This is a genomic window from Pantoea sp. SGAir0418 (genome assembly GCF_043529865.1).
The window spans coordinates 966,699-991,170 of sequence record NZ_CP027911.1; the positions used below are offsets into that span (position 1 = coordinate 966,699).

The following is a 24,472-nucleotide window of genomic DNA, read 5'->3' on the forward strand; positions in this document are numbered from 1 at the left end:
GTTGACTTAATATGCGCCATTAAATAAGTTGGCGCACAACCTGAAAACGTTTTCAGGTTGACGGGAAAACAGTTTAAGGAGCGGTAATGAAACCCACCATGATGACCTACATCCACCAGCAACCCGAGGTGCTGAGCCATCTGCTGGCGCGCTATCCGCAGGGATTACCGGTGCTGGGCAAGGCAAAAACAGTGCTGATTCTGGCCACCGGCTCCAGCATCAACGCTGCGCTCAGCGCCAAATATTACGTTGAGCAACTGACCGGCGTACGCATCAGCGTGCAGGAGCCGTTCCATTTTCAGCACTACGAGCAGTGGGATCCGGCGACCGATCTGGTGATCGCGATTTCACAGAGCGGCGAGAGCACTTCGACGCTGGCGGCGATTGACGCGCTGAAAAAACAGCACGGCGTGGCAACCTGGGGCATCACCAGCAAAATCACCAGTCCGCTGGCGCAGGCGGTGGATCACGCCGTAGACATCATGAACGGCGAGGAGCGCGTCGGGTATGTCACCAAAGGCTATGTCGCCACGATCCTGACGCTGATGCTGATTGGCGTACACAGCGCGCGCCACAGTGGTCGCCTCAGTGCAGAGCAGGAGCAGCAGGCGCTGGCGCAACTGCAGCGCGGCGTCGACGCGATTCCGGACATCATCGCCCGCACCGAGCGCTTCTGGCAGCGCTGGCAGGACGATCTCACTGCGGCGCCACGCTTTATCTCGATTGGCTTTGGTCCGGCGATTGGCGTGATCAAAGAAATGGAGACCAAATTCAGCGAAACGGTGCGCGTGCCGTCGCAGGGCATTGAACTGGAAGCATTCATGCACGGCCCCTATTTCGAAATCAATCCGCAGCACCGGCTGTTCTTTATCGACGTCGAGGCGCCGGTGCGCGAACGCCTGCAGCTGCTGCGCCAGTATGAGCAGCGCGTGACGCCGCACGTCTGGAGTCTGTGTCTCGGGGAAAGTGATGATGCGCGCACGCTGGCACTCGGCGTGGAGGTCAGCGAATGGATAGCGCCGCTGCTGATGGTGATTCCGTTCCAGATCCTCGCGCATCACATCGCTGAAGCCAAAGGCAACAATCTGCCGCAGCGCATATTCACTGATTTTGGCGTGGCGATGAAGAGCAAAACCAAACCGGGTGATTACGACTAACGCCGGGCGCGAGCCATAAGGATAACAACAATGAAACTCGATTACGTGAAGCTGGCGCAGGCCATCAGGGAACAGGTCGGCGGCGACGATAATATCAGCCACATTTCACACTGCGCCACGCGGCTGCGGCTGACGATAAACGATCTGTCCAGTGTCGATATGCCGGCCATCAGTAGCCTGCCGGGCGTCATCCGCGTGGTGAACGCGTCCGGACAGCTGCAGATTGTGGTCGGGCCGCAGGTCGAACAGCTGTATCAGGCGATGCAGCAGGGCGCAGCGCCGGTGGCCGAACCGGTGAAGCCCGGCAAAGACGAGCGCGGCGTCGCGGGTAAAATGCTGGCCACGCTCGGCGCTATCTTTACGCCCTACATTGGCGTACTGGCCGGCATCGGTGTGATCAAAGGCATCATGGTGCTGCTGCAGACGCAGGGCTGGGTGGCGGACGATGACCTGCTGTTCGCCATGTTCAACGCGCTGGCCAGCGGGGTGTTTGTCTTTCTGCCGCTGTTTATTGCGGTTACCGCGGCAGACCGTTTCGGTGCCAGCCGTTTCAACGCGCTGGCGCTGACGGCGGCGATGGTGTTTCCGCTGACCCAGCCGGATCTGCCGGCGCACTTCGCGCTGTTCGGCCTGAGCATCAGCCTAAAGATTTACGGTGGCGCGGTGATTCCGGCGATTCTGGCGGTGCTGCTGCTGAGCAAGGTTGAGCGCCGACTGAAACAGTGGATCCCCGAGGTGGCAGCGCTGGTGTTTGTGCCGTGCCTGTCGCTGCTGATTTGCGGCTTTGTGGTGTTCACGGTGATTGGCCCGCTGGCGGATTACGTTGGCGTCGGCATCGCCAGCGGCTACAGCTGGCTCTATCAGCTCAGCCCGATGATCTCCGGCGCGCTGCTGGCGGGCATTGGTCAGCTATTTGTGGTGTTTGGCGTGCACTGGGGCATCATCCCGCTGGCGCTGATCAATATTCAGGTGCAGGGCTACGACACCATCATGGCGATGTTTATGTCGGCGGTGATGGGGCAGTTTGGCGCGGTTACCGGCGCGATCTTCATCGCCCGCAGCCTGCGCGACCGGCAGATTGCAATCTCGGCGTCGCTGTCAGCGTTCTTTGGTATCACCGAACCGGCGCTGTACGGCGTCAATCTCAAGTACCGCATGCTGTTTATCTTCGGCTGCATCGGCGCGGCGCTCGGCGGTGGCATTACCGGGCTGCTGCAGGTGAAAACCTACAGTTTCCTGCCGGTGCTGAACGTGTTTGAACTCGGCCTGTTCGAAGGCCCTGAGTCGAAGATGATCTATGAAGTGGCGGCAATTGCCGTGGCTTTCCTCACCCCATTCATTCTGACGCTGATTTACGGCCGCTGGACGCTGCGCAGCGTGAATAAAACCGGCGCCTGATGCGCTGATTCGTTAACACCAAAACAGGGAAATCGCATGCGGCTGCTTCGCAGGGCCGCGTGCACCTTAAGGAAAGGTCATGAACACATTCACCAGGAGAAACAAGGCAGCGCTGCTGCCGCTGGCCACCCTGATGCTGGGCGCGGCACCGCCGGCGCTGGCGGAAGGATTTGTTGAAGACAGCACGCTGGAGGGCACCGTCTATTACTGGCAGCGCCACCGTGAGCGTAAAGATCTCGATCCGCACAGCGTGCACTATCAGCACTATCAGACCAACCTGCATCACAGCACGCTGACCGGCGCGCTCGATTATCAGTCCGGCTATCTGGCCGATACCATGGGCATTGATGTGGCGGCCTTCGCCACCTGGGATTTGTTTGAAGGCAGCCCGGCGCATCCCAACGAGATCAGCTTCAGTCACGGGCCTTCGATGTGGGAAGACCGTGGCGTTGGCGAACGTAACGGGCTGGATCTCTACCGTGCAGCGCTGAAACTCAAAGCCGGCGACTACTGGCTGCGGGCCGGTTATATCCAGCCGAGCGGTCAGACGCTGCTTGGCACCCAGTGGGGATTTCTGCCCGGCACCTACCAGGGCGTGGAAGTCGGAGCGGTCTATGACTATGGCGCTGCCGGCGCGCTGTCGCTATCGTGGATGGGTGCCAACAAGTACAAAGCACCGTGGTATCGCAAAATGTACGAGTTTCGCGAAATCGATCGGCAAACACGCATTCCTTATCTGCACTCGCTGGGCGCGAAGTATGACTTCAAAAACGGCAACACGCTGGAGCTGGCGTGGGGTGAATCTCCGCATTATCTCGACAAATATTTCGCCAAAGCGGCACGTCAGACCACGCTGTGGGATAACCCGTTCAGCGTCAGCTGGCAGTTCTACGGCTCGCAGGATCGTACCGGTCGCCATGATGTTTACGATGAGTTTGCCTGGCAGCAGGGCCTGACGCTGGCGTACCAGTGGGATCGCTACCAGTTCCGGCTCGAGGGCAGCGCAGTACACGCACCGGGTAAACAGGGTTACTACACCGTGGCGATGACGCCGATCTATCCCAACTCCGCGGGCCGCATCGATATGTGGTGGGATTCGCGCTCTGACTTCAACGCCGACGGCGAAAAAGCGCTGTTCGCGGGCCTGATGATCGATCTCAGCGACATCGTCTGGCCGGGCGTCAGCATCGGTGGCTCGTTTGCCTGGGGCTGGGACGGTAAACCGGCGCGCGGCGGCGACTGGTCGCAGCAGCAGCGCCTGACGGAAACCGCCATCAACGGCGATCTGGTGTGGCAGGTGCAGTCCGGCTGGGCCAAAGACACGGTATTTAAGCTGCATCTCACCGCCTACAACAATCATAGCGATAACCCCAGCTGGGGCGGCGGCTATGGCAACGTTTTCCAGGATGAAAAGGACGTCAAATTCATGATGATTGCCCCTTTTAGCCTGTTCAATCACTCACGACACTAAGGATGATGACCATGAGGATTCGCTTCTCCGCGCTGACCGCAGCGCTGTTACTGGCCGGGCTGGCGCACGCCGAAACCCACGTTTTAATCAATCAGGTCGGCTACGATGTTGCCGCGCCGAAAAACGCTATCGTGCAGCTGACCGGCGACTCGCGCGCTAAGCCGCCGGTGAAATTTACCCTGCTGGATAATGAGACCAATAAAGCGGTGCTGAGCGGCACGCTGCAGCCGCAGGGTGACGTGCCGGGCTGGGGCGATCGCACCTTCTATCGTGCCGATTTCTCCGGCTGGCAAACGCCGGGCCGCTACGTGCTGCAAACCACCAGCAGCGACGGCGATGTGCGCTCCGGGCCGTTCATTATTGGTGCCGATCTGCTCGAGCGCTATACGCTGTCCGATGTGATTGCCTATTTCAAAAGCCAGCGCGTCACCGGCCTGTTCGATAAGGCGGACCGCAAACTGCCGCTGCCACCGGGCACCGGCAGCGGTACGGTTGACGTCCACGGCGGCTGGTATGACGCCACCGGGGATTACGGCGTGCACCTGTCGCACCAGAATCTGACCTCTTACTTCAATCCGCAGCAGGCGCCGCTGGTGGCGTGGAGTTTACTGCGCGGTTATCAAAATCTCGGGGCGCGGGATAACCCGAACTTTGATGAGTATCGCCGGCGCATGCTCGACGAAGGGCTGTACGGTGCCGATTTCCTGGTGCGCATGAAGCGGCCGGGTGAATCCTTCTTCCAGGCGATCTCGTCGCCGGGCAAAGAGAAGCTGGCTCAGGACCGGGTGATCGCCAATCCCAACTGGCGCACGCAGATTAAAGAGAAGGAGTCAGATTCCACCATTGTTGAAGAAGAGGCGGTCGGCCCGCTGGCGTGGCAGGCCAGCTTCCGATCCGGTGCCGGCATGTCAATTGCCGCGCTGGCGCTGGCCAGCACCATGGAGAATGACGGCAATTTCACGCGGCAGCAGTATCTGCAAACCGCAGAAGATGCCTTCGCCTTCCTGCAGAAAAATAACCTGCGCATGGTGAATGACGGCAAAGAGAACATTGTGGATGATTATACCGCGCTGCTGGCGGCTACCGAGCTGTATCGCGCCTCGCAAAAAGCGGTCTATCTGGCTGCGGCGCAGCAGCGCGCGGAGAGCCTGATGGCGCGACTGACGTCGCTGGATAACTGGCATGACTACTGGCGTGCCGACGGCGAAAAACGCCCGTTCTTCCATCCGTCCGATGCCGGTCTGCCGGTGATCGCGCTGCTGGAGTACGCGCGCATCGCGCCGCAGGCGCAGCAGGCGAACATCCGCCAGACGGTAAAACGCTCGCTGGGCTTTGAGCTGGCGGTCACCAAAGAGAGCAATAACCCGTTTGGCTATGCGCGCCAGCTGATTCAGCTGAAAGACGGCGTGAAGCGCACCAGCTTCTTCTTCCCGCACGACAGCGAAGCTGCGCCGTGGTGGCAGGGCGAAAACGCGCGTATCGCGTCGCTGGCCGCCGCCGCCCGTCAGGCGATGCCGCTGTTCGCGGACGATAAAGCCTTTACGCAGCAGCTGCAGAGCTATGCCTGGGATCAGCTCAACTGGATCCTCGGTCATAATCCGTACGACGTCAGTATGCTGACCGGCAGCGGCTATCGTCACATCAGCTATCTGTTCTTCAATTCGTGGAAATACACCACGCTGCCGGGCGGTATCGTCAACGGCATCACCGGCGCGTCGAATCAGGTGGCGGACGGTATCGCCTTTGATGAAGGTTATGCGGTCACACGGAAGGATGACGACTGGCGCTGGGCGGAAGGCTGGCTGCCGCACTCGGCCTGGTATCTGTATGCGGTGAGCTTACCGGATCGTCACTGAGGTGATAAATCAGCCCGGCTTTTCGCCGGGCTTTTTACTGGGTGCCATTGCGTTTGACTGCTTATTGTTGCGACAACTGCCGACGGTTGCGTGATTTACGCCTACCACTTCCCGCGCCTCACCGCTAGAATGCAAACATCCTTGTGCCGCCAGCGCAGGACCGCTTGCGCCGCTGAAGGCGCAAAACGGGCGCGGCGGTCGGTGGACCGGTTAATGAAAAAGGTCAGAATCAGATGCGGATACGGCTCAGCAACGATGATGGAATTCAGACTCCCGGCATTGGCGTGTTCCCTGGCGTGAAGACATTACGACAGGTTGATCCTGGCGCCGGCGCGGCGCGGAAGAGGGCAGGCGACGGGCTGTACCAGGCTGAGGTGAATCCGGCATGGTAAACCGGCGCATCGAAACGCTTCTGGCCCAACTGCGCACGCAGGGTATTCACGATGAGCATTTGCTGAAAGCCATCGCTGATGTCCCGCGTGAGCGCTTTATTGACGAGGCTTTTGAACATAAAGCCTGGGAGAACGTGGCGCTGCCGATTGGCAACGGCCAGACCATTTCTCAGCCTTATATGGTGGCGCGCATGACGGCGCTGCTGGAGCTGAACCCGACTTCGCGCGTGCTGGAAATTGGCACCGGTTCGGGTTATCAGACCGCCATTCTCGCGCATCTGGTTAACCACGTTTACTCGGTTGAACGCATCAAAGGGCTGCAGTGGCAGGCGAAACGCCGCCTGAAGCAGCTCGATCTGCATAACATTTCCACACGCCACGGCGACGGCTGGCAGGGCTGGGCCGCGCGGGGGCCGTTTGATGCCATTATTGTGACTGCCGCACCGCCAGAAATTCCGACTGCGCTGATAGCGCAACTGGGAGAAGGCGGCAAAATGGTGCTGCCGGTGGGTGAGGACCAGCAGGTACTTAAGCGCCTGCGTCGTCAGGGTGGTGAAATCATTGAAGAAACGATTGAGCCGGTGCGCTTTGTGCCGCTGGTTCAGGGCGATCTGGCATAAAGCCATCTTACGTATTTCTTCACAATCGTTACATGGCATGGCGCAGTTGATATTGTTACTATCCTTGTTAATCAATGCGAAAGCGCGTTTTTGACGGCACAGCTAGTGAATCATGCGGTCAACGTCGACACACAGTTTTATCCAGGATTGCCATCACGGGGGATCAATGAGCACGGGAAGCACAGTATTTCAATTACGCCGTCTGGCGGCACTTTCACTGGTCGGTTTTTGGCTGGCAGGCTGTAGCTCTGGCGACAACACACAAGCCCCCATCAGCCAGATTGGCAGCAACAGCGGTGATAGCGGTATGGCTGCAGCTCCCACCACAGGCGGCGGCATGATCGCCGCGCAGAACAGCACCGTGCCGGCGATGCCGCGTGGTGGAATGTTAAGCGGTGGTACACCATCAGCCGCGCCTGCGGGTGGAATGGTTAGTGGCAATAATAATGTGACCACCGAAAATGGTCGTATTGTGTACAATCGCAATTATGGGAATATTCCTAAAGGCAGCTACGGCGGTGAAACCTACACCGTTAAGCGAGGCGATACGCTGTTCTATATTGCCTGGATTACCGGCAATGATTTCCGCGATCTGGCACAGCGCAATAATATTGCGGCGCCCTATAGCCTGAGCGCCGGGCAGACGTTACAGGTGGGTAACGGTAACGGTCAGACCATCACCGGTGGTAACGCGATAACCGCAGCGGATGCCACGCAGGGCGGCGTTCCGGTGGCATCGAATCAGACGCAAATTAAATCCACCCCTGTTGCACAGCAACCTGTTATTACGTATTCTGATGATTCGGGTTCGACAGGCGGGAAAATGCTGCCGTCGAAAGGGGCAAATAATGTGGCAACGACCACAGCTCCGGTTACCGCACCGCCCACAGTTAGCAGCACAACTAATAGCACAACACCAGTGGGAAGCTGGCGTTGGCCGACTGATGGGAAGATCATCGATAACTTCTCCGCTGCGGAAGGCGGAAACAAAGGGATCGATATCGCCGGGTCGCGTGGACAACCTGTCGTCGCCACTGCATCAGGAAGAGTGGTATACGCAGGCAACGCGCTCCGCGGGTACGGTAATTTAATCATCATCAAACACAACGATGATTACCTGAGTGCCTACGCCCACAACGATACCATGCTGGTCCGGGAACAACAGGAAGTTAAGGCGGGGCAAAAAATCGCTACCATGGGTAGCACCGGAACCAGTTCAGTAAGATTGCACTTTGAAATTCGTTACAAGGGGAAATCCGTAAACCCGTTGCGTTATTTACCGCAGCGATAATCCGGCAGAACCTTAGGTGTTCTGCCCTTGGATCACGGGTAGGAGCCGCTTATGAGCCAGAATACGCTGAAAGTTAATGAGTTACACGATGATGCGGAATTCGAGGAGAACGGAGCTGAGGTTTTTGATGAGAAGGCTCTCGTTGAGAACGAACCTGGTGATAATGAAGTAGCTGAAGAAGAGTTGCTGTCACAAGGTGCGACGCAACGCGTTCTGGATGCGACGCAGCTTTACCTCGGCGAGATTGGTTATTCACCACTGTTAACGGCGGAAGAAGAGGTGTTCTTCGCCCGTCGCGCATTACGCGGTGACATTCCTTCTCGTCGTCGCATGATTGAAAGTAACTTACGCCTGGTGGTAAAGATTGCCCGTCGTTATAGCAATCGTGGTCTGGCGCTGCTGGATCTGATTGAAGAGGGGAATCTCGGCCTGATTCGCGCCGTAGAGAAGTTTGACCCGGAACGCGGGTTCCGCTTCTCAACCTATGCCACCTGGTGGATTCGTCAGACCATTGAACGGGCTATCATGAACCAAACCCGTACCATCCGTCTGCCGATTCACATTGTTAAAGAACTGAACGTTTACCTGCGTACCGCGCGTGAACTGTCGCACAAGCTGGACCATGAGCCGAGTGCGGAAGAGATCGCCGAGCAGCTGGACAAGCCAGTTGATGACGTAAGCCGTATGTTGCGTCTCAACGAGCGCATTACGTCGGTTGATACGCCGTTAGGCGGTGATTCCGAGAAAGCGCTGCTGGATATCCTGGCCGATGAGAAAGACAACGGTCCGGAAGACACCACGCAGGACGATGATATGAAACAGAGCATCGTTAAGTGGTTGTTTGAACTCAATGCCAAGCAGCGTGAAGTGCTGGCGCGTCGTTTCGGCCTGTTAGGCTATGAAGCGGCAACGCTGGAAGATGTGGGCCGCGAAATCGGTTTAACCCGTGAGCGTGTCCGTCAGATTCAGGTAGAAGGTCTGCGTCGTCTGCGTGAAATTCTGCAGACGCAGGGTCTGAATATCGAAGCACTGTTCCGCGAATAAGCCGTAGCTGGCAATAAAAACGGTGACCATAAGGTCACCGTTTTTTTATGCCTGTCATTCAGGCCAGCGCGCGCCGCGCACGCGCCGGTGGCAGGTTACATCAGGGTTTTCAGACGGTAAATCCACTCCAGCGCCTGTTTGGGCGTCAGGCTGTCCGGGTCGAGCGCTTCCAGCGCCTCCACTGCCGGCGAGGTTTCCGCCACCAGCAGCGGCAGCTGTGAGCCTTCCACCGTTGAGCCGGCAGAACTGCCCGACAGCGCTTCCAGCTCTTTTAGCTTGTGGCGCGCACGCTTAATCACCTCTTTCGGCACACCGGCCAGCGCCGCCACGGCCAGGCCGTAGCTCTTGCTCGCGGCGCCATCCTGCACGCTGTGCATAAAGGCAATGGTGTCACCGTGTTCCACCGCATCAAGATGCACATTCACCACGCCTTCCATTTTCTCCGGCAGGGTCGTGAGCTCGAAGTAGTGGGTGGCAAACAGCGTCATGGCTTTGATGCGATTCGCCAGGCTTTCGGCACAGGCCCAGGCGAGCGACAGGCCATCATAAGTGGACGTCCCGCGGCCGATTTCGTCCATCAGCACCAGGCTGTTTTCGGTGGCGTTATGCAGAATGTTGGCGGTCTCGGTCATCTCGACCATAAAGGTAGAGCGGCCGGAGGCGAGATCGTCGGCGGCACCGACACGGGTAAAGATGCGATCGATAGGGCCGATCACTGTCTCTTCCGCTGGCACATAGCTGCCGATCCAGGCCATCAGTGCAATCAGGGCCGTCTGCCGCATATAAGTACTCTTGCCGCCCATGTTGGGGCCGGTAATGATCAGCATGCGACGCTGCATCGAGAGCGACAGCGGGTTGGCAATGAACGGCTCTTTCAGCACCTGTTCCACCACCGGATGGCGACCGGCGGTGATGCGGATACCGGCTTTCTCCTGCAGCACCGGGCGGCAATAGTTGAGCGTCCAGGCGCGCTCGGCCAGGTTGGCCAGTACGTCCAGTTCTGCCAGCGCCGCGGCGCTCTGCTGCAGCGCGTCGAGGTGCGGCAGCAGGCGATCGAACAGCTCGTCATACAGGCTCTTTTCCAGCGCCAGCGCTTTGCCTTTCGACGTGAGAACCTTGTCTTCGTACTCTTTCAGTTCGGGAATGATATAGCGCTCAGCATTTTTCAGCGTCTGGCGGCGAACGTAATGGATAGGCACCAGATGGCTCTGTCCGCGGCTGACCTGAATGTAATAGCCGTGCACAGCGTTGAAGCCAACCTTCAGCGTATCCAGCCCCAGTTTTTCGCGCTCGCGAATCTCCAGGCGGTCAAGGTAGTCGCTGGCGCCGTCGGCCAGCGCGCGCCACTCGTCCAGCTCGGCGTTATAGCCGGGCGCGATAACACCTCCGTCGCGCACCAGCACCGGCGGCGATTCAATAATGGCGCTTTCCAGCAGTTCGCGCAGTTCGCTGAAATCTCCCATCCGATCGCGCAGCGCGTTGAGATGGGGCGCTGCCACGTCCGCTAACAGGGTATTGAGTTCTGGTAATTGCTGGAAGGCATGACGCATGCGTGCCAGATCGCGCGGACGCGCGGTGCGCAGCGCCAGACGTGCCAGAATACGCTCCAGATCGCCCACCTGGCGCAGCACCGGTTGCAGTTCTTCGCTCAGCGACTGCAGTTCGGCAATTGATTCCTGGCGGCGCGTGATGGTGGCTACGTCGCGCAGCGGCATATGCAGCCAGCGCTTCAGCATGCGGCTGCCCATCGGCGTGACGGTTTTATCCAGCACCGCCGCGAGCGTATTTTCGCTGCCGCCCGCCAGATTCTGGGTGATTTCCAGATTGCGCCGGGTAGCCGCATCCATAATGACGCTGTCCTGCTGGCGCTCCATACTCAGTGAACGAATATGGGGCAGCGAGGTGCGCTGCGTATCTTTCACATACTGCAGCAGACAGCCCGCCGCGCGCAGCGCCAGATGCGCCTGCTCGACGCCAAAGCCGCTGAGGTCGCGCGTGCCAAACTGCAGGTTGAGCTGCTGGCGCGCGGTGTCGATTTCAAATTCCCACAGCGGACGGCGACGCAGGCCACGGCGCTGATCGATCAGCGTCATAGCCTGTAAATCCTCCGGATAGAGCAGTTCTGCCGGATTGGTGCGCTGCAGTTCGGCCGCCATGGTTTCGACATCATCCGGTTCGCAGAGGCGGAAACGACCGGAACTGATATCCAGCGTGGCATAGCCAAAACCGCGCTGGCTCTGGAAAATGGCCGCCAGCAGGTTATCCTGGCGCTCCTGCAGCAACGCTTCATCGCTGATGGTGCCGGGCGTCACAATGCGCACCACTTTACGTTCAACCGGCCCTTTGCTCAGCGCCGGATCGCCAATCTGCTCGCAGATCGCCACCGATTCGCCCAGCTGAACCAGCTTCGCCAGGTAGCCTTCAACGGCATGATAGGGCACGCCGGCCATCGGGATCGGTTCCCCGGCGGACGCGCCGCGTTTGGTCAGCGAGATTTCCAGCAGCTGCGAGGCGCGTTTGGCATCGTCATAAAACAGCTCGTAGAAATCGCCCATGCGATAAAACAGCAGGATGTCAGGATGATCGGCCTTCAGGCGCAGGTATTGCTGCATCATCGGAGTATGGGTGGAAAAGTCCTTGTCTACAGACTCTTTCATATTGAATTTACTCATTTTTATGGTTTTAGAAGTACTCAAGTGGCCCCATGTGAAACCATGATAAACCCATCTAAATCCGAAAATTTGTATGCCAGATGTATTCTAGATACTATCCAGAATACAAAATGTCACTTTGGTATACATGAGGCGAAAATCGTGAAGATGATTCTGAGTCAATCCATAGTAATCAACAAGTTGTCTATAGAGACAAAACCCGAGTTTGATTCAGATGGACGAATTATGTATGTGCCTAATGTATCTGGTAAGCCGTATCTTATCACTGACAGCCACCGTGATTCACCAGTTGGCTTTGGTGTTAAGATCAGTGCCACAAAGAAGACCTATATCATTCAACGAAGGGTTTCGGGTGGGAGCAGAAGCCCTTCAGAGGGAAAGTCACCTTCACAGGTCATCAGAGCAACAATAGGTAATGTATCGGATTTCGCTTCGATTGATCAGGCTCGTGAGGTTGCGAGAACCTATGCACAATCGATGAAATCCACTAAAAGAAATCCAAATGCAGTTAAGCGAGATGCTGATATCGCTGAACTGACCCTAAGTGAGATTTTTGCCCAATACCGAAAGCATCTTCTTGGACGAAGCAAACCAGCAAAACCAAATTCAATCCGGGTGCTGGATAAAGCGGAACAAAAGCTCAAAGAATGGGAAAGATATCGTGTTCGTGACCTTACTGGAAACATCATACTGAAGAAGTTTGATGAGATGGCCTCAAAGACCAGGACAACAGCCGAGCAAACATTCCGATGGGCCAATGTGGCTGTGCAACATGCTATTGATGTTGAAGCAATGGATGCTCAGAGTCAGCAAAGATTACCCGTTCTCACCTATAACCCCTTTACAGTCCTCAGGGTGCAAAAGAAATACCGTAGTCGCTCTGAACTGGAAGAAAGCTATCAGTCAAAAGGTGTGAGAAATCCGCTCTCCTCAAAAGATACTTTGGGGAAGTTTCTTGATGCCCTATACAACAAAAGAAGCTTCAACCGCCTTGGTTGCGATTATCTACTGCTAACGGTCCTGCTGGGAGCAAGAAAGGAAGAGACGGCTTCGCTCTGCTGGAGAGATGAGCTATCGGTAGAAGAAGCAAAGTCTACGAGCTATGTCGATTTGGTTAATAGGAAAATTTTCTTCTTTGATACCAAGAACAGGACTAACCATGAACTTCCCATTTGTGATGCTATGAAATGCCTGTTGGAGAACAGAAGGGATATCGTTTTTGAGAAAGAATCAAAAGCTAGTAGAAGGAAATGGGTCTTTCCAGCACGATCTCCACGGAGCCAAGCTGGTCATTACAGTGACAGTAAAAGTCTTAGGGAATATCTTTGTGAAGAGGCAGGAATCGTTAAGCTTGGAACTCATGACCTAAGAAGGACATTTGGTCGTATAGCAGAAGAGCTTGTTTCCTATGCAGTAGTGAAGAAGCTTTTAAACCACCGCAATACGACCGATCCAACAGAAAGGTATGCGGAACCAGACAATAATCGTGTATATGAAGCTCTTCAACGGATTGAGTTACACATATTGATGACGGCTCCTCGATTATATAATAGTTTATTGGCATCAGCTAAATACCCTCCAATACCTGAAAATTCCGGGAAGGATGCATGAGCACTATCGAAACTTTGAGAGCAATGTCAGAAGTGTGGAGTTTGTTTAGCGACATGCCGGACGATGCCACTATCGGAGTGGATTTAGCGGCACTTTACTTAGGAGTTAGTGTGAAAACACTTGCTCGTTATCGTCAGAATGGTGATGGTCCGCCTTATGTTCAGTATCAATCCTCAGATAGCAAAGCCCGAAATCAACGAGTAAATTATCTGCTTGGTGATCTAAGGAGTTGGCGAAATGGTCATAGAGTGAATAGCACGATGCAGGCTGCTCAAGTTAGAGGCTTAGCATTTACTTCAATATACGATTTAGCTAAACCACAGCCTTTTTGGGTTGATACCCTTGAAGAAAAAATAATAGGACATGCTCTTGTCCTGCCTGAAAACATCTTCAAGGGCTGCTTAAAAAATATAAACTGCGATGTAATCTGGTTGAATATCGAACAGGTATTATCTAAACAATGGAATCACGCAAATGAGAGAAGAGTTTGGCATGGTCTTTTGAAAGAAACCCTTAAAGAGTCCCTTCTAAAATCTACAGCTCAACAAGAGAAGCATGACATATTGCAATGTTTAGATGATAAAAAATAAAACTTCGGACCTCTTTTTTTATGATTAGGATAAATACAGGGTTTTTTAAAACTGGAGGGGAGAAGCACTCAATAAGTTGATAGTTAAATATCATTGACATAGAAAATTGATGTGGTATTGATTTTAAATAATTAAGGGTGGCATATGAATTAATTAAAGTGAGGTTTAAATGGAAAAAAGTATATTTGATATTCAAACTGAAGAAGAATACTTAAGTTATAAAGATGAAGTAGATATAAATGAATTGAATGAACTTGGGTCGAATGCACTGTTTTACTCTGATTACGGTAAACATTATGGAAAAAGTGAATGGTTAATAAAAAACGGTATAAACCTTCATATCTTAAATAAATCAAAGCAAAATGCACTTTTTTACTGTAATTATGAAAAGGCTAAGTTGCTAATTGAGCATGGTATTAAAGTAAATCAAGTAGACGTGCATGATGAAACTCCATTATTTAGAGCAGTAGCTTTATCCGATATAAGAATCTGCCAGTTACTAATTGATAATAAAATTGATATTCATCAAGTAAACTTTCTAGGAGAGAATGTTGTGTTCAATGCATCTCTTGATGCCTTGAGGTTGCTTTTGACGTATGGAGTCGATATCAACCAATTAGATAAGTATGGTAACAATGCTTTGATAAGTCTCGACTCAGGAATTTACGACTACTTAAAAATTGCAAAATGCTTGATAAGATCAGGTATCAGTTTCGAAATATTTGAGAGGGAACCATCAAAATTGAATATGATAGACTCTCCTGTGGTAAGAAATCTTGTGGTCAAATGCATTTCGAAAAAAGAAAATAAGCACATAAGAAAAGTAATTAAGAAGAAAGAGCCTTCATGTCAGGATATATTAAAAAGGAAAAGGTTATAAACATATTCATGCTCGCCTTCTAAATATATCGGAAATTATTAATCATGAGTTGATTATAAATTTTGATCATAAGACATGTGTTAATTTCACTGGCACGACATTTCATTGTTCTAATTAAATCTAACATTGGCTATTAAAGATATCTTTCTTTTTTAAAGTGCAAGACATTATAAAATAATTTAGATTTATATTTGACAAAAGAAGTTTATATGGATAAGTAAATAGAAGGGGTTAAATATTTAATCTCTCGATTAAGTAAAAGCGCAACTTTTAAAGGTGAATTACATAGTAAACTTGCAAAATATTTTACGGTTTCTTTAAGAAAGATAGTTAGGACAAGGGGTAGAGTTATAAGTTGGTAGTATAAGGTAAATAGAAAACACCTTCTATCTACCTTATATCTAAATGCAATAATAATTTCAGATCCACTTGATATTACTGATTTTATTAAGTAAAAGACAATGATTTCTTTGCAAGATACTTATAGGTCATTTTCCATGTAGGTTATACATATACCAATTTTGCAAGATTTTTAAAAAAGATTGGAACTAAAATAATGTAAATAAAATAAGGAGAGATATGGATAGAATAGTAACTAATACAATAAAAATGGATACAGGAGAGAGGTGCTGTCTCATCACTGATAAAGTTTCAAAAATGCCACTTTATTATCCATGTTTATATATATCATCAGAATTAAGAAAGAAGAACGAATCAATTTCAACTATTGAGCTACATTCAGCGAGTATAGCTTTGTTTTATCGATTTTTAAATTTTAAGAAAATTGATTTAGAAGAAAGGATCAAAACAGCAGAGTTTCTTCGTCTTCAAGAGATTGATGCATTGAAAGAATTCATAACTAAGAGAATGAAAAAAGAGAAGGTTGTAAACCTTGACAGCGGGTGCAGGGTTAGTAGCAATACCCAATACTTCAGATTAACAGCCATTATAAAATACCTTGAATGGTTGTGTGACTTCTTCACGGTAAGTTATAAAAGAGATCATATAATTATTGATAAATTCATTGCGAAAATGAAAAGTCATAGACCTAAAATTAGATTCAGAAATCAAAATTCATTAAATGATAAAAATCTCAGTAATAATCAACTAAATATTTTGTTTGATGTTTTAAAGGTAGGTTCAGAAATGAATCCATTTAAAGCTGATGTGCAAAGGCGAAATAGGTTAATGATATTAATTCTTTATCATTTAGGATTAAGGGTAGGAGAATTACTAAACATCAAGGTTACAGATATTGATATAGGTTCTCAGACAATTTCAATTAACAGGAGAGCTGATGACCCTGATGACTCAAGGATAAAACAACCGCTTGTTAAAACCTTAGAAAGGAAGCTGTCTATATCAAATGATCTATGCATTGAAATTTGTAATTATATAAAATTTGAAAGACGTAAGCATAGAATGAAAAAAGATAATGGGTATTTATTTATCTGCCATAAAAAAGGAAATACTTTCGGTGAACCCTTATCTATTCAAGCATATCATAAAATTATTAATGCTTTAAAGAATTCTTGCCCAGAACTTTCCAGAATGACAGGGCATAAGTTAAGGCATACCTGGAACTTTGAGTTTTCTTCAAAGATGGATCAAATGGAAAATCCGCCTAACCAATATGAGCAAGAACAAATTAGGTCTTTACTGATGGGGTGGAAAGAGGGTTCGGGGACTGCTTCAACTTATAACAGAAGATTCATCGAAAAGAAAGCCGGAGAGATAGCTTTAAATATGCAAAAAGAGATTATCAACAGAGGAGGTGTTTGATGTTAAGAGTAAATGTTAATGGTGACGATAATGAGAGCACTTATGAAGCTAAAACGAAAGGTTATTACTTTTCCCTAAGTGATGAGACATGGAGGCTAAGCCGAAATGCGACAGTTAATATTAAAGCGGTAAAAGATGCCATAAACAAAGAATTGTTGGGAGGATATTTAAAAACACTAAAATACTTAGCTTGTGAATTAAGTCCTGCTTCAGTTAAATTAATAAATAATAATTTTAGAAGATTTATTGTAAATGTGAGGCCTGAGAGAATCGATGAATTTTCCCTTGTGAGGTTTAGAGCATCTGATGGTAAGAACAATAATATTATGTTATCGGTAAGGATACTCATAAAAAAATGGTATGAATTGGGCTATTCTGGGATAGATGAAAGTGCATATGTTTTTTTGTGCAAACTAATAATCCCTGATAACAAAAAAGGAGAAGTTGTAAGAAGAAGAGATCAAGTTAAAGGCCCATTTACCGATATAGAAATACAATCTTTTCTTGAAGCTTGCTATAGAGCATATGACAAGGGAAAAATAGATATTTCTCAATTAGCAATGACTTTGCTGATAAGCGCAACTGGAAGAAGGCCACTACAGATTTCGCAGATGAAGGTGTCGGATATAAGAAGGTTAAAAGTAATTGATAATAACTATTCTTATGTCATTAGTATCCCAAGGATAAAGCAAGGCTTGGGGTTCAGAGAAGCTTGCAGAAGTTATCAAGTGACAAAAGACTTGTATGATTTACTCTGTAAACAGTGTGATTTAAGTGTCAAAGAAATTTCTAGTGCATTGGGCAGAGAACTGAATGATAGAGAAGTAGGAAGTACACCTCTTTTTATATCAATGCAAAAATTAAGAATGTTCAAAAACAATAACGAACTTAGCAAGGTCTTTGTATCTGATAAAGCTCACGAATATTCTGTGAAGATTAATAAAACACTTAGGTTTATCGCTGAAACAGAAAATGTTTTCTCTGAGAGAACTAATGAAAGATTGAATGTAAGCTCCCGAAGGTTTCGTTACACCGTTGGCACAAGAGCTGCGAGAGAAGGTGCCAGCGAATTAGTCATTGCAGAACTGTTAGACCACTCTACAACTCAATATACAGGGGTGTATGTTGAGTTTAATGCTGATCATGTTGGAAGAATTGATCAGGCAGTGGGGAATCATATGCAGAAGTATTCCGGTTTTTTTCAAGGTGAAATCCAGGTGGATAATTTAGTAAAGAAGAACGAATTGGCAGTAAGAAACTTAGCAGGTGAAGTAACTGGAGCATGTGATGGTTGTAAATCTTGTCAGGCTAATGTTCCTGTTCCTTGTTATACCTGCCACCACTTTCGTCCATTTGTTGATGCACCACATATGGAATTACGAAATCATTTATTGAAACAAAGAGAAAGAGTTATGACTAATACTCAAGATACAACTATCAGTAAAACCTTAGACAGAACAATAATGGCTGTAGAAGAAGTAGTAAAAAAATGTGAGACTTTAAAATTACAAAGGAGTAAAAGACATGAATGAAAGTGAAATAGTTAATTTTAGGAGTGAAACGGAAATCTTGGCAGAGAAAAACCTTAAAGAATTTATCCTGAATTGCAAAGGTCAGTTGAGTGGAAATCTACTTGATAATGATTGGGATAGTAATCATTGGAGGAAAATATTTAAATTTTCTAAATTTAAGATTAAGAATGTAAAATTGGAATCGTTTAGTAAAGCGGAAGATCTTGATCCCAGTTATCTTGAGTTTTGCAAATCATATGTGGCTTATATTTTTTGCTCTAATTCGAAAGGCTTTGATAAATTAACTTTTCCGATTGTTCTTAGAATGATTGAAAAAAATCTTTTAGTTTACACTGGTTCTGGTGATATAAAATTACTAAATCCAGTCATTCTCGATGAGTGCTTATCTGAAATTAATGATAACTATACAAAAGGAGTGGCATACAAATGTGGTAAGTTCATGGAGAAATTAATCATCTTCCTGAACGAGAAAGAACTTCTTAATTGTGGCTTAATCAAATGGAGTAGTTACATTAGACCGCCTGAGTCAAGATTGTCGATTTCTGATAATGCAGACAAAGCCAGATTAGCTAAACTGCCTAATGAAAAGGCTATACAAGCAATTGGAGAGATCTTCTCAATGCAGGACCATGATCTTCATGAAAGAGACCTTTTTGTTACTTCTGTGTTCGCTCTGCTTATGTGTGCACCAAGCCGTATAACTGAAATATTATCTTTACGAGCTGACTGCGAAGTAATCGAAATGAATAGGGAAGGAAAGGAATGCTACGGCTTGAGATTTTATTCATTAAAAGGTTTCGGAGCAAATATAAAGTGGATACCTGAAATCATGGTTCCTACGGCTAAACTTGCCATCAAAAGGCTATTGAAATTATCTGAAAAGCCAAGGGAAAGAAGTAAGGTTCTTGAGCATAAGATGAAAGATAAATCAGCAAGAAAAATTTGGTTTGATAAGGAAAAGGATGTTCGATTCAGTAATGCGCTTTGTGCACTCTTCGTTAACCAGCTCAGTATGAAACGACAAACTGGTAATGAACTATTTAAAATATCAAATGTCTTTTTCTCAAAAGAATTAGGTGGTTCAAAAATCAGTAAACATAAGAATATTTTCGAAAGGCATGGATACTATGATGAACATAATAATGCTTTGTTTCTGAGGACTCATCAAGCCAGACATCTACTTAACACTATCGCTCAAAGAGGAGGTCTCGGAGAGCTGGACATAGCAAAATGGTCGGGTAGGGTGTCTGTTACCCAGAATAGAGTTTACAACCACATCACAGAAGCTGAGATGATTGAAAAGGTCAAAGCTCTGGGGATTAATCAAAATAACATAATCCCCTGCGATAGTGATATGAATGAGAACTTCGAAATCTCCACTCTTCAGGACTTAAAAAATAAAATAGAGCACGGTGCTGTCCATATAACAGAATATGGATATTGTGTGCATGACTACATTTTAGCTCCTTGTGGCAAATACTATGATTGTATCAACTGTAGTGAGCAAGTTTGTGTCAAAGGGGAAAAGCAGAAACTTGAAAGGCTCAAGTCCTTACTCGATACGACAGAATGCCTTGTTATTAAGGCAAAGGAAGCTATCAGTGAGGACGAACTCGGAGCTGATAAGTGGTATCTGCATCAAACCAAAACCCTTGAAAGACTGAAGGGGATTATCGCAGTGATGGAAAACCCAGAACTGCCTAATGGCTCGATTATAAGAACGCATGGGGAAGATTTTTCACACCTGTCTCGTGTTTTAGAATTGAAAAAGGATGACAGCATTATCATAAACAACAAGGAGAATATTAATGGCCAAACATCTAACTAATAAAGATCTACATATAATTATAAATTGCATAGCAGGTTGGCAGAGTTCAAAGCAGGGTAAGTTTACCTGGGAAAATCTTTGTGACTCTGTTACAGAGCTATTGGGTAAGAGACCAACAAGACAGTCTCTTAGTCAACATACAGCTATAGCAAGGGCTTTTGAGCTTCAAAAGAAAAACATAAAATCTGGAGCATCTGAAGTTATAAGACCTGCAAACCTGAACATTGCTTCACAGCAGATAAAAAATTTGCAGTTGAAAAATGAGTCACTTAAAGAAGAAGTCAGGGTTTTGAAACAGCAGTTTGTGATATGGCAATATAATGCTCACAAACATGGAATCAAAGAACATCAACTGAATGCTCCTTTAATGCCAGTTGATAGAGAAAAGACTGATAAAGAATAATATTATTCTGTCGAGAAAAGTTGATTTTAGATTAAAATACGCTATAAATATTATGTCAAGGATGACAATTTAGCAAAGATGCTTATTATGAATGGATTACAAAGGTATTTGCCTGACCAAAGGTTTTTGATTTTACTTAACAGATTTATTATTAGGTATGATGAGTCAGGCTGTAGTAAGGAAAAGATTGTCAAAGATGCTTATTTATTTTGTGTGGGATACTTTCTGAAATATCAATCTGAATATGAAAATCAGCATTTGTCTGGTCCAAGTAATATTTTGGCTGTTTTGACTTCCTCTTTACTCAGCCCTAATTACCTTACAATACCCTCAACAATAAATCTTGAACGGGTTATTTATTTCTATAAGTTTATTGTTGAACATATCATTTGGAATGAATATGAAGCTGAGAAAACCTTCAGAAGCCAAAAGAAAAATTTCGAGTATAGACCCGAATTTAGGCATCAAGGGAGAAAGCTGAAGAAATAACACTAATTTTGTTTTTTTCTGCTTGAAAAATAGAGTATAATTCTTGAGCCACATGATCTGTTCACTTCAACTAAATGGTGAGTGTTCTGCAAACAGATCATGTGGCATAAGCCCTTTCAGTCATGTTATATTTATTGTATAAGAATTTAGCTCGGGATTTTTGAAATGAACGATTACGAACAAAAGCTTCTTGAGAATGGTTTTTCTACAAAAGATATTGGCAAACTCAAAAGTATAATTAAGAGAGACGAGTCTCAGACGGACTCGCTTAAGAGCCTTGTTTTAGATTTAAGTAAGCGATTCTGGGGAGGGATTATTTGCATTGCCATCATTGCTTCTGTCTTTGCATACGGCCTTTACAAGGGGCACGATGAGAGCTTAGTATCCTATGGTATCGTTCTTATCATAGCATTGTTAATTGTTTACTTCGTCACACCACTGAATCTTGCCTGGAAAGCTCACTGTTTTATTAGAAAGAACAGAAATTAGTTACCTTCTTTTTTGTCATTCATTTGTTGAAGATTTAGCCCTATTCCTGCCCCTTTGACCGCTGCTCCGGCTCCTTTGAGGGCGAGAGCAGGCTTACTCATCACCTGTACTTTGCGATAGTAATCAGTTGGAAGAAATTTGAATAACCGCCACGATTCTGGCTTTAGGGTCAGCTTAAAAATCCCATAGTAAGAAGTGGTCAGGTCAACAACTTGATATGCAAGTAAACCAAGACGAGAGTCAAAGCCAAAGAACTCCGCAGTATCTTCGTATGCCTCTTTTACTGGATTTGACGGATTAGGTATACCCCTTAGTTTATCAATGCTTTCAATCGTAGAGCCTGCCCCGTTTGCGACCAAGGCTGAACCCGCCAACATACCTACTACGTTTCCTGTCGCTAATGAACCTGCAACAATCCCGACACCAGCGACAATCTGAAGTGTCCCTAGCACGACTCCTATACCATCTATCACATAACCAATAATTTTTTCGTTATCATGATAAAACTTAACTGATGCTGAAATGGTGGCTTGTCCTGAACGAAGCATCCTGTCTTGCAGGGTGAGGTTATGAGATTCTTGCTTCAAATTTTGTATGCATTCCTGACATTGCTCATCACTGGTAGAAGAACGAATGGTAGTAAGTTGGAGATTCGCAAAGTCCCTCACTTCATCATGAAAACGCATCCTGAGCATTCCATCTTTCAGGTGAATGAGGGAGAGATTGTTAGCCAGGCTTACTAGTTGATTTGCCTGAAGATTACCCATCGTGAGGAAGTAATCCGAAAATCTGTTCTTATTCCAGTAGTTGTCCATAACATTACCTTTATGTAAACATAGCTTTCAGTTAAGAGTGCTAATCAGATCCTAAAATAACTGGAGTTGGAAAGGAAGACAAATGAGTATTGATCTTTTTCTCAAAATTGAAGGCATTACAGGCGAATCTCAAGACTCAAACCACAAGGGATGGATTAATGTCGATTCCTTCACTTGGGGAGCAAGTCAACCTGGTAACATGAGTGTTGGCGGAGGTGGTGGTGCAGGTAAAGTGCATTATCGTGATCTCACAGTTCAAACCCATATCGACAAGGCTACTCCAGCAGTAATGAAGTATGTCTCAAATGGCAATCACATCAGCAAGGTGGAACTCTCCGCTTGCAAGGCAGGTGGTAGTCAAACCGAGTATTGCAGGATCACATTGGAGGATGTGCTTGCTACTAATGTCCTTTTCAATGGAGCGATTAACTCAGAAATCCTGAGTATGTCATATCAATTTCAGGCATCTAAGGTCAAAATTCAGTATTGGGAACAGACTTCATCGGGCGGGAAAGGTGCTGAATCTCAATCGGGTTGGGACATTAAAGCCAACAAGGCTAACTAAAATAATATTATTTTATAAGGTCTGAAAGTTATTTTCCATAAATTACTTATTCTATACACATAGCACCATAAATGCTTTTAAAGGTCATTTTATGAAAATACCAAATTTAGCTTTGCATCAAGTTTTAACCGAGAAGGGTTTCACTCATTTCCATCATGCTAATACAGTAGCTACAGCAATGACCTTTTTTGAATCTCATGGGATTTTATCAAGGGGGCAGGTTGAGAGGAGAGGATTAATCCAGACAAAACAAGCTTCAGATCAAGAAGATAAAGATTATGATGTCTGGGACGATGTCTTCATCGACATTCTTGATTTGCATGGTATTTTTCCTAGGCAGAATATTTATGGGCCTGTCCTGTTTAAATTTAACATTGATTTCTTATTGAACGATAATTTGGATGTTTGGGTTACAAAAAACAACCCAATTTATTGGAATTCTCAAACTACCCAAGAGGATAAGTATTTTCAAGATATAGATGAGATTGAAAGAACTTGGGCGATATATCCTATTCAACAAAGGATGTTTACGATAAGGAAACCAACTTCACCACTTTTATTTTATTATCTTGATGAAATTGTCATTGATAATCCCGGTGTTCAGATTTATAACGATGTTGTATTATTTTCTGAGGCTTACCAAGCAATTGAGGGTTCAATGGATGGAAGCACTAGAAATAAATTAAAAGTCAGGAGTTGTTCAAATTGTTTTTGTCATGAAAACTATCTTAGACAAATACCTGTCGGCGAATTAGCTAAGCTTTTTCTACCTTTTAATCATCCAAGATTTAGTATAGGTTAAGTAGTGTTGTTTAAATTTTATGAGAAAGAGTAGAATGATTTTTCTACTCTTACATTCTGGATTTTAATTATTAGATATTAATTTATGTCGTATGGTTAATGATTTTATCAAAAATATGCATCCACCTCTTAAGTTGTAGTTCTGTATCACGGATGCCTTCCTGTGAGTTGAAGTCACCTTTTTGAGGGAAAAACATTACCCGCCATTCTGGATACTGAACATCGTCTACTGCAATGTAAAAGCCTGATTCTTTGAAGTCATGGGTGCGGTCGAGTTCTCTATCTAAGCCATTTCTTTGTCTTGTGGTAGATAAGTTGTATCGCCATTCTTTTACCGCAGAGAACGGATAGGTTTTTTGTTTGTTCTCTTCCTTGAGATGAATCAGTCCTCTGTGCTGGTCGAGCTTCATGGAAGTGGAACCAAATTCATGACTCCACATACCGTCTTGCTCGCCAAAGTGGTCCTTGGTGCTGGCATTCCACTTCTTAATGCGGAATTTTTTATAGGCGAACATCAAGAGCATGACGCTTGCGAAAATCCAAATAACAGCGAGTTCCATTAAACCTTTCATGCCTAAAAAATAGAAAATGACAATTGGCAGGGCAATTGCCATCCACACTCTTTTCATCATCAAGAAGTTTGGTTGCTTAACTTCAGTCATTACTGTCATAGGTTCATCCGGTATCGTTTCGTTGAATGCAAAGCACACTTTTCCTTCAGATTATTTTGCTGATAAATCAGTGAGCTATATCGTTTTGATAGAAGTTACATTACGACTCAAAATG

At 47.1% G+C, this 24,472-nt stretch carries 21 protein-coding genes; 18 read left to right on the plus strand and 3 right to left on the minus strand.

Going from position 1 to position 24,472, the window contains the following annotated elements; translation table 11 throughout:
• The first annotated feature begins 86 nt into the window (after positions 1–86).
• The 7 genes from C1N84_RS04280 (at position 87) to rpoS (ending at position 9,229) form a co-directional block, all read left to right on the plus strand.
• Complete coding sequence (locus tag C1N84_RS04280; RefSeq protein WP_394541738.1) at positions 87–1,157, plus strand: SIS domain-containing protein; 1,071 nt, start codon at positions 87–89, stop codon at positions 1,155–1,157.
• 30 nt (positions 1,158–1,187) lie between these two features.
• Positions 1,188–2,555, plus strand: a complete 1,368-nt coding sequence (locus C1N84_RS04285; RefSeq protein ID WP_394541739.1) for a PTS transporter subunit EIIC — start codon at positions 1,188–1,190, stop codon at positions 2,553–2,555.
• A gap of 79 nt (positions 2,556–2,634) precedes the next feature.
• Positions 2,635–4,026 carry an OprD family outer membrane porin gene (locus C1N84_RS04290; RefSeq protein WP_394541740.1) on the plus strand — a complete coding sequence of 464 codons (1,392 nt, stop codon included), beginning with the start codon at positions 2,635–2,637 and terminating at the stop codon, positions 4,024–4,026.
• An 11-nt stretch (positions 4,027–4,037) separates the two neighbouring features.
• Complete coding sequence (locus tag C1N84_RS04295) at positions 4,038–5,882, plus strand: glycoside hydrolase family 9 protein (protein WP_058780259.1); 1,845 nt, start codon at positions 4,038–4,040, stop codon at positions 5,880–5,882.
• A gap of 385 nt (positions 5,883–6,267) precedes the next feature.
• Positions 6,268–6,894 (plus strand): protein-L-isoaspartate(D-aspartate) O-methyltransferase, encoded by a 627-nt coding sequence (locus C1N84_RS04300; RefSeq protein ID WP_021507341.1) that lies wholly within the window; start codon positions 6,268–6,270, stop codon positions 6,892–6,894.
• 166 nt (positions 6,895–7,060) lie between these two features.
• Positions 7,061–8,185: a murein hydrolase activator NlpD gene (nlpD, locus tag C1N84_RS04305; RefSeq protein WP_058776000.1), complete on the plus strand. Its 1,125-nt coding sequence runs from the start codon at positions 7,061–7,063 to the stop codon at positions 8,183–8,185.
• A 51-nt stretch (positions 8,186–8,236) separates the two neighbouring features.
• Complete coding sequence (rpoS, locus tag C1N84_RS04310; protein WP_021507339.1) at positions 8,237–9,229, plus strand: RNA polymerase sigma factor RpoS; 993 nt, start codon at positions 8,237–8,239, stop codon at positions 9,227–9,229.
• 95 nt (positions 9,230–9,324) lie between these two features.
• Here rpoS and mutS read toward each other — a convergent pair whose 3' ends face one another.
• Entirely contained in the window at positions 9,325–11,886 is a 2,562-nt protein-coding gene (gene mutS, locus C1N84_RS04315) for a DNA mismatch repair protein MutS (protein WP_394541741.1), read from the minus strand.
• Between the two features lie 156 nt (positions 11,887–12,042).
• Between mutS and C1N84_RS04320 the strand changes: the two genes are divergently transcribed.
• The 9 genes from C1N84_RS04320 to C1N84_RS04360 all read left to right on the plus strand — a co-directional run bounded on the left by C1N84_RS04320 (position 12,043) and on the right by C1N84_RS04360 (position 21,505).
• Positions 12,043–13,512 carry a tyrosine-type recombinase/integrase gene (locus C1N84_RS04320; RefSeq protein WP_394541742.1) on the plus strand — a complete coding sequence of 490 codons (1,470 nt, stop codon included), beginning with the start codon at positions 12,043–12,045 and terminating at the stop codon, positions 13,510–13,512.
• Positions 13,509–14,102, plus strand: coding sequence for a hypothetical protein (locus C1N84_RS04325; protein ID WP_394541743.1), 594 nt, complete (start codon positions 13,509–13,511; stop codon positions 14,100–14,102). The genes C1N84_RS04320 and C1N84_RS04325 overlap by 4 nt, the downstream gene beginning before the upstream one ends.
• Before the next feature lie 169 nt (positions 14,103–14,271).
• On the plus strand, positions 14,272–14,982 hold the full coding sequence (locus C1N84_RS04330; RefSeq protein ID WP_394541744.1) for an ankyrin repeat domain-containing protein: 711 nt from the start codon (positions 14,272–14,274) through the stop codon (positions 14,980–14,982).
• A 579-nt stretch (positions 14,983–15,561) separates the two neighbouring features.
• Entirely contained in the window at positions 15,562–16,764 is a 1,203-nt protein-coding gene (locus C1N84_RS04335; RefSeq protein ID WP_394541745.1) for a tyrosine-type recombinase/integrase, read from the plus strand.
• The gene (locus C1N84_RS04340; protein WP_394541746.1) at positions 16,764–18,296 is read left to right on the plus strand and encodes a site-specific integrase; all 1,533 of its coding nucleotides are present in this window, start codon (positions 16,764–16,766) and stop codon (positions 18,294–18,296) included. The genes C1N84_RS04335 and C1N84_RS04340 overlap by 1 nt, the downstream gene beginning before the upstream one ends.
• The gene (locus tag C1N84_RS04345; RefSeq protein ID WP_394541747.1) at positions 18,289–20,124 is read left to right on the plus strand and encodes a hypothetical protein; all 1,836 of its coding nucleotides are present in this window, start codon (positions 18,289–18,291) and stop codon (positions 20,122–20,124) included. The genes C1N84_RS04340 and C1N84_RS04345 overlap by 8 nt, the downstream gene beginning before the upstream one ends.
• On the plus strand, positions 20,105–20,527 hold the full coding sequence (locus C1N84_RS04350; protein WP_394541748.1) for a hypothetical protein: 423 nt from the start codon (positions 20,105–20,107) through the stop codon (positions 20,525–20,527). Before C1N84_RS04345 ends, C1N84_RS04350 begins: the two co-directional genes overlap by 20 nt.
• An 87-nt stretch (positions 20,528–20,614) precedes the next feature.
• On the plus strand, positions 20,615–21,016 hold the full coding sequence (locus tag C1N84_RS04355; protein ID WP_394541749.1) for a hypothetical protein: 402 nt from the start codon (positions 20,615–20,617) through the stop codon (positions 21,014–21,016).
• A gap of 165 nt (positions 21,017–21,181) precedes the next feature.
• The gene (locus C1N84_RS04360) at positions 21,182–21,505 is read left to right on the plus strand and encodes a hypothetical protein (RefSeq protein WP_394541750.1); all 324 of its coding nucleotides are present in this window, start codon (positions 21,182–21,184) and stop codon (positions 21,503–21,505) included.
• Here the strand turns inward: C1N84_RS04360 and C1N84_RS04365 are convergent.
• On the minus strand, positions 21,502–22,320 hold the full coding sequence (locus C1N84_RS04365) for a DUF4225 domain-containing protein (RefSeq protein WP_394541751.1): 819 nt from the start codon (positions 22,318–22,320) through the stop codon (positions 21,502–21,504). The genes C1N84_RS04360 and C1N84_RS04365 overlap by 4 nt on opposite strands.
• A gap of 82 nt (positions 22,321–22,402) precedes the next feature.
• Between C1N84_RS04365 and C1N84_RS04370 the strand changes: the two genes are divergently transcribed.
• Positions 22,403–22,885 (plus strand): Hcp family type VI secretion system effector, encoded by a 483-nt coding sequence (locus tag C1N84_RS04370; RefSeq protein ID WP_394541752.1) that lies wholly within the window; start codon positions 22,403–22,405, stop codon positions 22,883–22,885.
• Positions 22,886–22,976: 91 nt separating this feature from the next.
• Positions 22,977–23,687, plus strand: a complete 711-nt coding sequence (locus C1N84_RS04375; protein ID WP_394541753.1) for a hypothetical protein — start codon at positions 22,977–22,979, stop codon at positions 23,685–23,687.
• Between the two features lie 82 nt (positions 23,688–23,769).
• Here C1N84_RS04375 and C1N84_RS04380 read toward each other — a convergent pair whose 3' ends face one another.
• Positions 23,770–24,357, minus strand: a complete 588-nt coding sequence (locus tag C1N84_RS04380) for a DUF4755 domain-containing protein (protein WP_394541754.1) — start codon at positions 24,355–24,357, stop codon at positions 23,770–23,772.
• Between the last annotated feature and the right edge of the window lie 115 nt (positions 24,358–24,472).